The sequence below is a fragment of the Paenibacillus thailandensis genome, assembly GCF_042685365.1.
Lineage (GTDB): Bacteria > Bacillota > Bacilli > Paenibacillales > Paenibacillaceae > Paenibacillus_AP > Paenibacillus_AP thailandensis.
In genome coordinates this window covers 126,235-140,207 of record NZ_JBHUMY010000001.1, presented here as the reverse complement: position 1 = coordinate 140,207, position 13,973 = coordinate 126,235, and the positions used below count along the sequence as shown (strand labels likewise).

The 13,973-nt window shown below is 54.8% G+C and carries 14 protein-coding genes; 12 read left to right on the top strand and 2 right to left on the bottom strand.

Annotation, left to right across the window (positions count from 1 at the left end):
• Positions 1 to 72 precede the first annotated feature (72 nt).
• The 8 genes from ACFSW5_RS00580 (at position 73) to yajC (ending at position 8,224) form a co-directional block, all read left to right on the top strand.
• Complete coding sequence (locus ACFSW5_RS00580) at positions 73 to 702, top strand: BofC C-terminal domain-containing protein (protein WP_379268601.1); 630 nt, start codon at positions 73 to 75, stop codon at positions 700 to 702.
• A 180-nt stretch (positions 703 to 882) separates the two neighbouring features.
• On the top strand, positions 883 to 1,383 hold the full coding sequence (ruvC, locus tag ACFSW5_RS00575; protein WP_379268599.1) for a crossover junction endodeoxyribonuclease RuvC: 501 nt from the start codon (positions 883 to 885) through the stop codon (positions 1,381 to 1,383).
• Positions 1,380 to 2,015 carry a Holliday junction branch migration protein RuvA gene (gene ruvA / locus ACFSW5_RS00570; protein WP_379268597.1) on the top strand — a complete coding sequence of 212 codons (636 nt, stop codon included), beginning with the start codon at positions 1,380 to 1,382 and terminating at the stop codon, positions 2,013 to 2,015. Before ruvC ends, ruvA begins: the two co-directional genes overlap by 4 nt.
• 21 nt (positions 2,016 to 2,036) lie before the next feature.
• Entirely contained in the window at positions 2,037 to 3,044 is a 1,008-nt protein-coding gene (gene ruvB / locus ACFSW5_RS00565; RefSeq protein WP_379268595.1) for a Holliday junction branch migration DNA helicase RuvB, read from the top strand.
• A gap of 31 nt (positions 3,045 to 3,075) precedes the next feature.
• The gene (locus ACFSW5_RS00560; RefSeq protein WP_379268593.1) at positions 3,076 to 5,184 is read left to right on the top strand and encodes a SpoIID/LytB domain-containing protein; all 2,109 of its coding nucleotides are present in this window, start codon (positions 3,076 to 3,078) and stop codon (positions 5,182 to 5,184) included.
• A gap of 9 nt (positions 5,185 to 5,193) precedes the next feature.
• On the top strand, positions 5,194 to 6,252 hold the full coding sequence (gene queA, locus ACFSW5_RS00555) for a tRNA preQ1(34) S-adenosylmethionine ribosyltransferase-isomerase QueA (RefSeq protein ID WP_379268591.1): 1,059 nt from the start codon (positions 5,194 to 5,196) through the stop codon (positions 6,250 to 6,252).
• 500 nt (positions 6,253 to 6,752) lie between these two features.
• Positions 6,753 to 7,886 carry a tRNA guanosine(34) transglycosylase Tgt gene (gene tgt / locus ACFSW5_RS00550; protein ID WP_379268589.1) on the top strand — a complete coding sequence of 378 codons (1,134 nt, stop codon included), beginning with the start codon at positions 6,753 to 6,755 and terminating at the stop codon, positions 7,884 to 7,886.
• A 14-nt stretch (positions 7,887 to 7,900) separates the two neighbouring features.
• Positions 7,901 to 8,224, top strand: coding sequence for a preprotein translocase subunit YajC (gene yajC, locus ACFSW5_RS00545; protein ID WP_379268587.1), 324 nt, complete (start codon positions 7,901 to 7,903; stop codon positions 8,222 to 8,224).
• 111 nt (positions 8,225 to 8,335) lie between these two features.
• Here yajC and ACFSW5_RS00540 read toward each other — a convergent pair whose 3' ends face one another.
• On the bottom strand, positions 8,336 to 8,731 hold the full coding sequence (locus tag ACFSW5_RS00540; protein WP_379268585.1) for a TIGR04086 family membrane protein: 396 nt from the start codon (positions 8,729 to 8,731) through the stop codon (positions 8,336 to 8,338).
• A 188-nt stretch (positions 8,732 to 8,919) separates the two neighbouring features.
• Here ACFSW5_RS00540 and ACFSW5_RS00535 point away from each other — a divergent pair, with 188 nt between their 5' ends.
• Positions 8,920 to 9,684: a YetF domain-containing protein gene (locus tag ACFSW5_RS00535; protein ID WP_379268583.1), complete on the top strand. Its 765-nt coding sequence runs from the start codon at positions 8,920 to 8,922 to the stop codon at positions 9,682 to 9,684.
• Positions 9,685 to 9,738: 54 nt separating this feature from the next.
• Here ACFSW5_RS00535 and spoVB read toward each other — a convergent pair whose 3' ends face one another.
• Positions 9,739 to 11,316, bottom strand: coding sequence for a stage V sporulation protein B (gene spoVB, locus ACFSW5_RS00530; protein WP_379268581.1), 1,578 nt, complete (start codon positions 11,314 to 11,316; stop codon positions 9,739 to 9,741).
• 203 nt (positions 11,317 to 11,519) lie between these two features.
• Between spoVB and ACFSW5_RS00525 the strand changes: the two genes are divergently transcribed.
• The 3 genes from ACFSW5_RS00525 to secF form a co-directional block, all read left to right on the top strand.
• Complete coding sequence (locus ACFSW5_RS00525; protein WP_379268579.1) at positions 11,520 to 11,756, top strand: post-transcriptional regulator; 237 nt, start codon at positions 11,520 to 11,522, stop codon at positions 11,754 to 11,756.
• A gap of 86 nt (positions 11,757 to 11,842) precedes the next feature.
• Entirely contained in the window at positions 11,843 to 13,075 is a 1,233-nt protein-coding gene (gene secD, locus ACFSW5_RS00520; RefSeq protein ID WP_379268577.1) for a protein translocase subunit SecD, read from the top strand.
• Positions 13,065 to 13,973, top strand: a 909-nt coding sequence (secF, locus tag ACFSW5_RS00515; RefSeq protein WP_379268575.1) for a protein translocase subunit SecF, incomplete at its 3' end; no start/stop codon positions are given. The genes secD and secF, both read left to right, overlap by 11 nt.

Below are 13,973 nucleotides of genomic sequence, written 5' to 3'. Positions count from 1 at the left end.
GCCTTGTTTTTCGTTTGCATAATAGAAGCAAAAGGAGGAACAATAAGCCAAAAAGTGAAAGGAGTACGTTTCATGCTGCAGTTCAGCTTATGGAAGCAATTAAAAAAACGTCTCCGCAGAGGTCGAAGAGGTCTTCTGGCATTAGGGTGCGTCGCTTTGTTTATGCTGGGCGCGGGAGCGGCGCCAAACGAGGCCGCCGCGGATCCCGCGGCACCCGTTCCGCCGGAACCGCAGGCCCGGATTATAAACGAGCTTGAGAAGCGGGACGGGCTCATTGACGTGACCGTTCACCGCATTTACATTTGCGGCGAGGAGACGAAGGAGCTTGGCCGGATGAGGGCCGGCCAAATTATCCGGCTTATCCGCACCCATCCGGAATGGACGGCGTCGTTTGCGGAGGAACGCCGCAGAGTGGTGATGGAGCAGCAGGTCGAGGAGCTGTCGCCGCTTTGCCGCAGCGATATCTATATGGGGCTGGACCGCAACGGCAATTTATCGTTGTTCGAAGGCTTGCCCCGCCAGGAAAAAGTGATGCGGACTTTTTTTCAGCTCGACGTCAATTATATGGAAAGCAGCCTGCCGAAGGATAAGCTGAAGCAGCTCATCGGCGGCATAAAAATCAACGACATGGATGAGTACAACAGCGTATTGTCCACGTTTAGCGACTACGCGCTGGAAAGCAAGGACAATAACCAGTTTTGACTGCAAGGGGCGTTTATTCCGGAACGCCTCTTGTTTTTTTATCTCGTCGGGGTCTCTTACGAAGGGGCTTTCTTTTATCCCGTCAAACGCGTGTTCTCATTCCGTGGAAGATTTGCTATAATAGAGTCTACTTAAGCAGAAGCATGCGTCTGTTTTTTTAAAAATAAGGGAGTTGGCGTTTTGCGCATTCTTGGCATAGACCCCGGCATCGCGATCGCGGGTTTCGGATTTATTGATAAAATCGGTCATAAGATTGTCCCGGTGCAATACGGTTCGATCGAGACGGAAGCGCATATGCCTCCCGAGAAGAGGCTTCTTACCGTGTACGAATCGGCAGGCGCGCTGATGGATAAGTACAAGCCGGACGAAGTGGCGGTCGAGAAGCTGTTTTTCAACCGCAACGTAACGACGGCTTTTTCCGTTGGTCAGGCAAGAGGCGTCATTATACTGGCGGCGGCTCAGCGCGGGCTGCCTATCGCGGAATATACGCCGCTTCAGGTGAAGCAGGCGGTCGTTGGCTACGGCAATGCGGAGAAGCGTCAGGTTCAGGAGATGGTCAAGATGTTTCTGAAGCTGGCGGCGATTCCGAAGCCCGACGACGTCGCGGACGCTCTTGCCGTGGCAATCTGCCATGCCCATTCCGTCGTAATGAAGCGAAAACTGAACGAGGTGCATCCATGATCGATTATTTAAAGGGCCGCGTTGTCCATCTTGAAACGGAATATATCGTGGTAGACGTAAAAGATATCGGGTACCGGGTTTTTACGCCCAATCCATATGTTTTTGCCAGGAACGAGGAGCCCGTCACCATTTATATTCACCAGCATGTACGGGAGGACGCCATATTGCTGTACGGCTTTCAGACGAGAGACGAGCAGACGTTGTTCCGCAAGCTGATCGACGTTTCCGGCATCGGACCGCGGGTGGCGCTCGGCGTGCTGGCGGGCGGCAAGCCCGAAACGATTATCGCGGCGATTCAGCAGGAGAATGTCGCGTTTCTGACCAAGCTGCCCGGCATCGGCAAAAAAACGGCGCAGCGGATGGTGCTGGATTTGAAGGACAAGCTGTTCGGTCTGCTGGACGGGGAAGCGGGTTCGCTTGCCGCGGCCGGCTTGCTGGCCGATTTCGCGGTTCATCCGAGCGACCGGGAGGGCAGCAAGGCGTGGCAGGAAGCAAGGGAAGCGCTGATGGCGCTTGGCTATACGTCGGCCGAGCTGGATAAAGCTTGGCATGGGCTGCAGGAAAGCGTGACGGCGGACGAAAGCGTGGACAGTTTGATGAAACGGGCTCTTCAGCAGCTCTTCAAAGGCTGATCGGGGAAGGAGTGAAGCTTGATGGAGGACCGGATCATATCCGCCAATCTGATGATGGACGAGCATGTAGCGGAGCTCAGCTTGCGCCCCCGCTACTTGTCGGAATACATAGGACAAACAAAAGCGAAGGAAAATTTGAAGGTTTATATCGAAGCGGCCAAACTGCGCAAGGAAGCGCTTGACCATGTATTGCTTTACGGTCCGCCCGGACTTGGCAAAACGACGCTTTCCAATATTATTGCGAATGAGCTTGGCGTCAATCTGCGGACGACTTCGGGACCGGCGATCGAAAGGCCGGGCGACTTGGCCGCCTTGCTTACCAATTTGCAGGAAGGCGACGTATTGTTTATCGACGAGATTCATAGATTGTCCCGCGCGGTGGAAGAAGTGCTTTATCCGGCGATGGAGGATTACGCCCTCGACATTATGATCGGCAAAGGGCCAAGCGCGCGTTCCGTGCGGCTCGATCTGCCTCGGTTTACGCTGATCGGGGCTACGACGAGAGCGGGACTTCTGTCGGCGCCGCTGCGGGACCGGTTCGGCGTCGTCAGCCGTCTCGAATATTATTCGATCGAGGAATTGTCCTTTATCGTGTCGCGTACGGCCGATTTGCTGGACATGTCCATTGCGGGCGAAGCCGCGGAGGAAATCGCCATGCGCTCCAGGGGAACGCCCCGCATTGCGAACAGGCTTCTGAAGCGCGTGCGCGATTTCGCCCAGGTGCGGGGCGACGGCATCATCACCCATGACATCGCGAACGCGGCGCTGGAGCTGCTGCAGGTCGATCCGATGGGGCTCGATTATATCGATCACAAGATGCTCCGCTCGATGATGACGTCGTTTGCGGGAAGGCCGGTAGGCCTTGATACGCTTGCCGCCACGATCGGCGAAGAAAGCCAGACGATTGAGGACGTGTACGAGCCTTATTTGATGCAGATCGGGTTTCTGCAGCGGACGCCGCGCGGCCGGATCGCCACGGAGCAGGCTTATCGCCATATGAAGCTTCCTTATCCGGATAGAAATCCATGAAGACTATAGCGAAAATAGAGAGGAAGTACGAATGATGAATGTTAGTTGGACATTGCGCCGCGTATCTTTGCTGACGACGATCGGCATCTTGTTGATGTCCGTATTCGGCGTCACTCCTTCGCAAGGGGCGGTGCCGGGGCTTGATACGATCCGGGTCGGCATCTTCTTGAATTACCCGGGCAAGTACACCGTTAACACGGGGGCCGCAACGCTATCGTCCACCGGAGGCGTCAGCGTCGGCGTTAGGCAGCCTGCCGGCACCGAGCGCTGGTTTGCCGCGGGCGCGGGCGAGCAAGTGCGCTTCTCGCGGGACGATTATAAGGTCAAATTGGTAGAGACGGCTGATTTCGCCACGGCGCTATCCGTATTTAAACGGGTGCAGTCGGCATCGGGGACCGGGTTTTTATTCTCTCTATGGAAAAACGGCCAGACTGTCTATCAAGTGACGGAAGGAGTCTATGCGACCGCTTCGGCCGCTTCTGCTGCGCAGGCCCGCTGGAAGGCGGATCAAGAGCTTCAGAAGCTGAGCGGCGGATACGCTCCCGAGCTGCAAGGACCGCTTCACTTGAAAGGCGGCAGCTACGGCACGGAGGCGGAGGCCGTCAATGCGGCAAAAGCTTTCGGCAACGCCGGGGTCGACGCTTATGTCGCCTTGAACAAGGCCGACGGCGGGACGCTGAAGTATACCGTGCTGGTCGGCTCCGCTGCGGACGAAACGGCTCTTGCCGCCGTACAGACGAAAGCGGCCGCCGTATCTTCCAGCCTGCAGCGGGCGGCGGACGGCGAGCTTTATCTGATCAAGCGTACGGATCATTCGATTACGGCGAAGGCTGACGCTTCCGCAAGCATGTATCTTATTCCGGGCAACGAAATGAAGGTATGGGTTTCGCCAGCGGGCGACGATCCGATCAAGCTTACGGAGCGGTATAACCGCACCTACCGCGGCTCGTTCGAAATCAGCGTCTTGAACGACAGGCTTGCCGTCGTCAACGAACTTCCTTTCGAGCAATATTTGTATTCGGTCGTAGGATCCGAAATGTACGCTTCCTGGCCGGCCGAGGCGTTGAAAGCGCAAGCGGTGGCGGCCAGAACGTACGCGCTGTATCAAGGCTTCGGCTTCCAGATCGCGCATGTCGTGGACAGCGTCCTGAGCGAAGCATACGGAGGCACGGGTGCGGAGACGCCCGCGACAAGGGCGGCCGTTGACGCAACCGCAGGAGAAGTTCTGTTGTACAACGGCAAGCTGATCGAAGCGCTGTTCTCCTCGAATGGCGGCGGGAAGACATCCGATGCGACCGAGGTGTGGGGCAATGCGGTCCCTTATTTGAAAAGCGTGGCAAGCCCGGCCGACAGCATCGCGGAGAAGGGGCTTGGCTATTGGTACCGCTCGGTGCTGCCAAGCGGCGTGGTCGGTTACATTCAGGAAAGCGAATTGACGGACACGGGACGAAAAAATGCGGCGGGGAAACCGATTATGACGGTCGGAGTATCCGGTGCCGACGTTCGTAAAATTCCGCTTGTCCAAAGCAACGTGCCGGCCGTTGCGACAGCCGCCGCAGGGACGGAGGTCGTGGCGGTCGAGAAGACCGTCCAATCGAATGCGATGAGCTGGGTGAGAGGGCCATTCACCTCAAGCGAGCTTCTCGCTTCGATGAAAAACAACATTACATCGACCGTGCCAAGCTCCATCTGGTCGCTTCAGGTGACGGAACGCGGCGAATCGGGACGCGTGCTGGCCATGAACGTCAACGGCACGGAGCTCGGGGTGAAATACCCGGATAAATTCCGTTCGGCGCTCGGCTCGCTCCCAAGCACGAAATTCACCGTTGACGAGACGGCGAAAATCGTGATGAGCGGAAGCTCGGCTACGGCGACTCGCACGAGCAATGCCCAGCCGCTGTACGTGATGGGCGCGGACGGCAAAGCGAAGCAATTGACGGAGCCTAACGTATTTATTTTGAACGGGCAAGGCGATGTGCGTACGGCAACGAAGGAACCGTCGTTCCGATTTACGGGCACAGGCAACGGGCACGGCATCGGATTGTCCCAATACGGGGCGTACGGTCTGGCCGAGCAAGGGTATGACTACCAATATATTTTGAAATACTACTATAAAGACGTCGAAATCGTTAAGGAATGATATCTACCAATGAACGTTGATCTTTTTGATTTTGATTTGCCGGAACGACTAATCGCCCAGATGCCGCTCTCGAACCGGACAGGCTCCAGGCTGCTCGCCTTAAACCGGGAAACCGGCTCTATCGAGCACCGGATGTTTACCGATTTGGAGCATTACATCGCGCCCGGTGACGTATTGATTCTGAACGATACGAAGGTGATTCCGGCGCGGCTGATCGGGATGAAGGCCGATACCGGCGCCAAAGCGGAGCTGCTGCTTCTAAAGCAGCTGGACAACGACCGCTGGGAGACACTTGCGAAGCCGGCCAAACGGTTGAAGAAGGGGACCGAAATCTGGTTTGGAGACCGGGGAGACGGTACGCCGCTGTTGAAGGCGGTCGTCGAGGAAGAAGCCGACATGGGGGGCAGGACTATCCGGTTCGTTTATGAAGGCATCTTTCAGGAGCTGCTCGACCGTCTCGGCGAAATGCCTCTTCCCCCTTACATTAAAGAGCGGCTTGAGGAGCGGGACCGTTACCAGACTGTCTATGCAAAGCGTCAAGGTTCCGCGGCCGCTCCGACGGCCGGGCTTCATTTTACGGAGGAGTATTTGCGGAAGCTGCGCGACAAAGGCGTAATTATCGCGTATCTCACCTTGCACGTCGGCTTGGGCACGTTTCGTCCGATGTCGTCGGAGACGGTTGAAGAGCATACGATGCATTCGGAATATTACGAGCTCAGCGCGGAAACGGCCGCCATTATCCGGGAAGCGAAGGAGCGCGGCTCCAAAATCGTCGCCGTCGGCACGACGTCCGCGCGTACGCTCGAAACCGTCGCCTCCGAGGCGGCTGAGGCCGGACGGCCCGTCGGCGAATCCAGCGGCTGGACGGATATTTTTATCTATCCGGGCTATGAATTCAAGCTGGTGGATTGCTTGCTGACCAATTTCCACCTGCCGAAGTCGACGCTTATTATGCTCGTAAGCGCGTTAGCCGGCCGGGAGCTTATCATGAAGGCTTACGCCGAAGCCGTTGAACGCGAGTACCGTTTCTTCAGCTTTGGCGACGCGATGTTTATTTACAAGAACTAAGCCCTGCCGTTTTCCCGGGCTTAGCCGGCATCTCTGGCCGGCGCTTCGCTTTGGTTTCGATTTTTTTCGAATAAAATGAAACCGAACTTTCCGATATACGTAATACCGGTTTATGAACGGATGTTGATCGGAATTACGGGTTCTCCTTCCCTTATCGGCAGTATCCCCGAGACTCAGAAGAGGAGACGACGTTGATTCCAAGGGTTAAGATTCTGAGCAAAAGGGATATTACCCATAAGCAGATGATCTTATAGGCATCTCTGCGGCAAAGTTCGTTATTCCTTTTGGGGTGGCCTTCAGGGGCTACGCCCCTTGGAGTCCCCCTTACGACAAGGGGGATTTAGGGGGTTGGGAGCCTTTGGTTGGGAGCCTTTGGTTGGGAGTCTTTGGGTTGGTTCGAGCCTTTGGTTAGGAAATAGTTTTTAAAGGGGCATGGGGGAGCATCCCCCCATAAGTCCTTCTTAAGGATAGAGGTTACTTACAAAGGATGGCGTAAAAACGTGGCAGTTACTTACGAATTGATTAAGGTATGCAAGCAATCCGGCGCGAGACTTGGCCGCGTCCATACGCCTCACGGCGTTATCGAAACCCCGACTTTTATGCCGGTCGGAACGCTGGCTACCGTAAAGACGATGAGCCCGGAAGAGCTCAAAGCGATGAATGCGCAAATCATATTAAGCAATACATACCATCTGTTTCTCCGCCCGGGTCATGAGCTCATCAAAAAAGCGGGCGGCCTTCACAAGTTTATGAACTGGGACCGGCCGATTCTGACGGATAGCGGCGGGTTTCAGGTGTTCAGCTTGAGCGAAATGCGCAAAATCAGCGAGGAAGGGGTGGAATTCCGCTCCCATCTGAACGGGGATAAGCTGTTCCTGTCGCCGGAGAAGGTGATGGAAATCGAGAACGCTCTCGGCCCCGACATTATGATGGCGTTCGACGAATGCCCGCCTTATCCTGCGGATCACGCTTATGCGAAGCAGTCGCTCGAGAGGACGACCCGCTGGGCGGAACGTTGCCTGAAATCGCATGCCCGTCCGCACGACCAAGCTTTGTTCGCCATCGTTCAAGGCGGCATGTACGAAGACCTTCGCAGACAAAGCGCGGCCGATTTGACTTCCATGGATTTCCCGGGTTATGCTATTGGTGGCTTGAGCGTCGGCGAACCGAAGCACCTGATGTACGAGGTGCTGGATTATACGGTACCCCTGCTTCCAAGCACGAAACCCCGTTATTTGATGGGGGTCGGATCGCCCGATGCGTTGGTCGAAGGCTCGATCCGAGGCATCGATATGTTCGATTGCGTCTTGCCTACCCGCATTGCCCGCAACGGGACAACGATGACGAGCCAAGGCCGGCTTGTCGTCCGCAACGCGGCTTACGCGGAGGATTTCGGGCCGCTTGACCCGGAATGCTCCTGCTATACATGCCAAAATTACTCAAGAGCCTATATCAGACATTTGATTAAGGCGGACGAAACATTTGGAATCAGGCTGACAACTTACCATAATTTGCATTTCCTCATTCAATTGATGAAGAACGTCCGGGAAGCCATTATGGAGGACCGTCTGCTTGATTTCCGCGACGAGTTTTTTGAAAAATACGGAATGCAAGACAACGAAAAAGGATTTTGAAAGGGGGGATATCCATGTTATTGGCGGAAACAGCGGCCGGCGGTACGACCGGCAGCATTTGGCAAATGATCTGGCCGTTTATTTTGATGTTTGCGGTCTTTTATTTTCTGCTTATTCGTCCTCAGCAAAAGAAACAGAAGCAGCGCAACCTGCTGCTTAGCCAACTGAAGAAGGGCGATAAGATTACGACGATCGGAGGCCTCCACGGCACCATCGTTGAATTAACCGACGATACCGTAGTGCTTCGCGTCAACGATACGACGCGCATGACGTTTGAACGCAGTGCGATCAACACGGTGGTAAGCAGCGCGCCTGCCGCGACGGAAGAGAAAGCTTAACGCAAGCGGAAACGATTTTGTCGTCCTTATCAAAGGACGAACCGTTTCGGCGAGAATTTAAAAAACCTGCCGTATACGACAAACGGTGTTTGTCGGCGGCAGGTTTTTATTTTAGGACGACCGGCCCAGGTTTACCCCGATGATGCCCCCTAAAGCTCCCGTCAGCAACGCGGTCAACAGCAGCGTCAAGCTTCGCAGCGACAAGGATGCGTCAACCGCCAGAAAGCTGATGAGCAGAATGGCGATGCCGTACAGCAAGCCCAGAAACCCTCCGTAGTACCAGCCTCTCCTGCCCGAACGCTTAGCGGATACGAAGCCTCCCGCAAAGGCGGAGAAGCCGTGAACGACCATCGAATACATCGGCAGGTTGTCTTCCTTCACGTTGCTGTATTGCAGCAGCAGCGATAACAGCAAGGCGCCGGCCGCAAGCCAAATAATGGACCACAAAATGCCGGCAAGAAACGGCGAGCTTATTTTTGGCGCATTTGTTTGTTTGGCCACACTCATCGACTATCCCTCCAAATCAATACCCGTATTACTAATCCATATGGCCAAGCCTGGCGGAATAGTACCATTTTCCCGAGGGACAGCCGTTCATTTGCCATATATTCGTGCATCGTAAAACTGCATGCGGCATATGGCGGCAGGTGACAATAGGCAATACAGATACACTTGTGCCAAGGAGGCGTAATCCTGTGGAGTTGTGGAGCCTGTTGACCCGGACGCTGATTATTTACGTTGTCGTTTTCCTCGTCATCCGCTTTATGGGCAAACGTGAGATCGGAAAGCTGTCCGTATTTGATTTGGTCATTTTTATCATGATCGCCGAAATAGCGGTGCTGATTATCGAAGACACGAAGCGGCCGATATGGGAAGGCGTATTGCCGATGGCCGCGCTTCTTGTCGTTCAGCTCGGCATATCCTGGCTAATTCTAAAAAACCGGAAGCTGCGTCTTATGTTCGACGGCAAACCAAGCTTGATCATATCCAAAGGAAAGCTGGACCGCGAGATGATGCGCAAGCAGCGTTACAACTTGGACGATCTCATGCTGCAGCTTCGCGAAAATAAAATTCAAAACGTCGCCGACGTCGAATTTGCCATTTTGGAAACGTCGGGCAAGCTTTCGATTTTACCCAAATCCCCGGAGCAGGCGGAGGGCAATGAAGCCGGCAACGGCGACACCGGCGGCGCGGAGGAAGCAAGCAAAGAAGCGGCGGCCGAAACCCCGGAGACGGACAACGTTACCATTCCTCATAAATACCGGTTCGAATTGCTGCCGATACCGTTAATTATGGACGGCAAGGTTCAGGATGAGAATTTAAAGAAGCTGGAAAAAACGCGTTTTTGGCTGAAAAACGTGCTTCAGGAAAAAGGCGTTCGCGATTTTAAGGATGTTTTTCTGTGCACGATCGATCACAAAGGGAATTTGTTTGTGGATACGATGGACAGAAAGCGGTAGTGGCGCCCTCCTGCACTTCGACGCTCCGCAAGGCTTGTTCCGATCCGCCGAGCGTTAACGGAACCATCTTCCGATAACCGGAATGCGGCGCATGTCTTGACGGTCGATGATCCGCATCCAAACCATAAGGAGCAAATAGACCGCGGCGCTTGCGGCGACGGCAGCCAGCAAGTTGCTCCATTCTCTGGAGAGCGGCTCGTGGTTCATCGTAAAGCGGGCCGCTCCCGCCATCACGATCATTGCCGCTCCTACCTTGACGAAGTCAAGCAAATTCATGCGGAAACCGATCGTTCGCATGACGCTGACGGCATGAAGAACGGTGACGAGCACAATGTTGACGTTGATGGCGATCAAAGCGCCTTTAATGCCGTAAGCCGGGTTGGAGGCTAGAACCAAGATAAGGAGAAGTTTCACGACGGCTCCGGCAAAGGAGTTCATAAGCGCGGTTCCCGGCTTGTCTAACGCCTGCAGGGCCGCTTGCAGCGGAGCCTGCAAATAGATAAACACGCCGACGGGAGCCATCCATGCCAGCATCGGAGCAATCTCGGCATGCTTGTACAGCAGCCTGCAGATCGGCTCGGCGAACAGCGTCATAAAAACGACGAGAGGCGCGCCCGCGACTAGAGATAAACGCATCGATTGGTGAAGCCGCTTATGGATGGCGGCCTTGTCGCCTTTCGCCGCCGCTTCCGATAACGAAGGAACAAGGGAAACGGCAAGCGAATAGGTTAAAGCGGTCGGCAGCAGCACAAGCGGTATAATCATGCCCTGCAGCGCGCCGTATTGGGCCGTCGCAACGCCGGTCGCGATGCCGGCGGCGGCCAGGCTCCGGGCTGTAAATATCGATTCAAGCAAATAAGAGAGCGCCCCTACCATCCGGCTGGCCGTGACGGGGATCGATAAACGGAGCAGCCTCCCCAGGACAGGCTCTTGGCGTTCCGGCGCTTCGGGGAAGGGGATGCCCAATTGAGTATTGGGCTTTTTTGTTTTACGATTTTTTCGTTTTTCGCGGGACAAGGTCCACAGCATGACGGCCAGGCCGGCCGCTTCGCCGACCAGCACGCCAAGCATCGAGCCGGCGGCGGCCCATTCGAGTCCCCATTGCAAAAAGAAGGAAGCGAATCCGAGCTGGCATATAATTCGCGATACGGTCTCGACGATCTGCGAGACGGCCGTCGGGATCATGTTCTGCTTGCCTTGATAATAGCCGCGGTATACGGATGAAACCGCGATGATGACAAGCATCGGCGCCATCGATACGAAGCTCCAGTAGACCCGGCTGTCCGGCAGCAGATGCGTGGTGATCCAAGGAGCGCAGAGCAGAAGAGCGCAAGTCATGACGACGGCCAGCGAGACGGTTATGCCAAGAGCCGTCCGGACGATATGCTTGATGCGCGCCGAATCGCCGGCCGATTCGGCTTCGGCGACCCACTTCGCGACCGCAAGCGGTATTCCTCCCGTAATGATCGTAAGCAGGACGGACAGGAACGGGTAGCTGAGCTGGTATAAGCCGACGCCTTCGGCCCCTATGATGCGGGGGAGCGCGATGCGGGGCACGAAGCCGAGAAGCCGGTTGATCACCCCGGCGGCCAGCAGAATCATAGCCCCTTTAATAAACGATTGCTTGGTCATCTGTACGTCCCTCATTTAACCGGATTATTGGCTGCAGGCTTAAGCCGCCTTTTTTCCGCGCGAGCCTGTACTAAATCTTTATGCGCGGCATGTCCGGGTGCATGCCACGCATTTTTGCCGAAAGGGCGGCGGGCGGGCAGGAAAAGGCGAGCGCACAGCGAATTAATAGAGTTGATATGGCTTGCAAAAGGAGGGCACGGCGCATGAGGGAGAATTGGGACGATGCCATTAAAGAGCTGTGCATCAGCAAGGCGGAGGAGTTTAGGCTTATCGGCTACGAGCATGTGACGGGCGAAGAAATATGGCAGTGCGTCAGCGCGAAATACGCGAAAAAGGGCGAGCCGGCCATCCACGAAATCGTGAACGACATTTTGTCGCTAAAGGCTACCCAATTCATGAATTATTTAACGATGAGCGCATTTAAAGGAAACCCTTTTTGAGAGAAAAGCGGTTTCTTTTTTTTGACTCGTTTTTTAAGCACCGCTATAATAGGAATATTGAGATCTTAAGGGGGACAAAGGATACTATGAACTGGAAGAGATTAGCTGCCTTCCTTGCGATCGTAGTCGTCATGTTTGGCGTTATCGCTTGGACGAGCCCTTCGCTAGTCAAGGACATTAGGCTAGGATTGGATTTAAAAGGCGGTTTCGAAATTTTATACGAAGCGGCTCCTTTGGAAGGCGGCGTAGAAGTAACCCCGCAATCGTTGAAAGAAACGGCGCGAAGCCTGGAATCGCGTATCGACAAGCTCGGTATCGCCGAGCCGGAAATTACGACGGAAGGGTCGAACCGGATTCGGGTCAAGCTTGCCGGCGTCACGAACGAAGACGAAGTGCGCAAAATGCTCGGCGAGCCGGTCAATTTGACCTTCCGTGCGCCGGACGGCACCGTTAAGCTCAAGGGCACCGACTTCGTCGAGAACGGCGCGAAAGTCGAATACGACCAAATGGGCAATCCGCTCGTAACGATAAAATTGAAGGACGCGAAGCTGTTTGAGGATGTCACGAGGGAGCTGATCGGTCAGACGCTTGCCATCTACTTGGACGACGAGATGATTTCCAATCCGGCGGTCAACAGCGCCATCAGCGGCGGAACGGCGCAAATCAGCGGCGATTTTACGCTGGACGAAGCAAACGATTTGAAGGATAAGATCAACATGGGCGCCTTGCCGCTCAAGCTGACGGAAAAATATACCCAGAGCGTAGGAGCGAAGCTTGGACAGCAGTCGCTGCAAGAGACGGTGGAAGCCGGCCTGATCGGTACGGCCATCATTCTCGTTTGCTTAATCGCATTGTTCCGCGTTCCCGGCGTCGTGGCGGCTATAACGGTCATTACCTACACATGGCTGCTTATTCTTGTGTTTTGGCTTATGGACGCGACGCTTACGCTGCCCGGCATCGCGGCGTTCGTGCTGGGGATCGGGATGGCGGTGGACGCCAACATTATTATGTACGAGCGGATCAAGGAAGAAATCCGCAGCGGCAAAAGCCTGCTTTCTTCGCTTAAGTCCGGTTCCAAAAACTCGTTCCGTACGATCATGGACGCCAACGTAACGAACATTATCGCAAGCATCGTCCTGTATTGGGTCGGCAACGGCGCGATCCGCGGCTTTGCGCTCACGATGATCTTCAGCATCCTGGTCAGTATCGTGACGAACGTCTTCCTGTCCCGTCTGCTAATCCATCTGCTGATCAAGAGCAACCTGTTCAGGAAGCCGTCATACTACGGAGTGAAGGAGTCTGAAATCCGTGAACTTTAATACGAAGATCCGTTTCGATTTTGTAAAGCACAGCAAGAAGTTTTTCTGGTTTTCCGGCATTATGACCGTGCTAGGCATTATATCGCTGCTCGTATTTAATTTGAACTACGGAGTAGATTTTAAAGCCGGCACGAATATGGATATTACAGTGGGCCAAAGCATAACGCAAACGCAGGCGGACGATCTTCTGAAGCAAGCGGGCTTCGAGGATGTCACGCCGACAGTCGGCGGCAACAACGGCGACCGCGTATCCGCCCGGTTCGACGAGGTGCTGAATCAGGACCAGGTGAACGCCGTCAAGAAGGCGTTCACGGACACATACGGCGACAAAGCTTCCTTCGAAGTAAACGTCGTATCGCCCGATATGGCGCAGGAGCTCGGACAAAAGGCGATTTACGCGGTTATTATCGCGAGCGTTGCCATTATGCTTTATGTCATTATCCGGTTCGAATGGCGTTTCTCGGTTGCGGCCATCGTCGCCATTTTGTACGACGCCTTTTTTGTCGTCACGTTGTTTTCGCTGTTCCAGCTCGAGGTCGATTTGCCGTTTATCGCGGCCGTGTTGACGACGATCGGTTATTCCATCAACGACAAAATCGTCATATTTGACCGGATCCGCGAAAACTTGCGTTTCGGCAAATATAAAACTAAGGAACAGCTTGCCGAGATGGTCAACGCGAGCATCTGGCAGACGATGGCGCGGAACTTATATACCGTTGCCGCCGTGCTCGTCGTGGCGATTTGCTTGTTCCTGTTCGGCAGCGAATCGATCAAGCTGTTTGCCCTGGCGAAGATTATCGGTCTGGCGAGCGGCGCTTATTCGTCGATCTGCGTTGCCAGCCCGCTGTGGCTCGTCTTGAAGAGCAAGCAAAAGCCGAAGGTAGCGGTTAAACCGAAA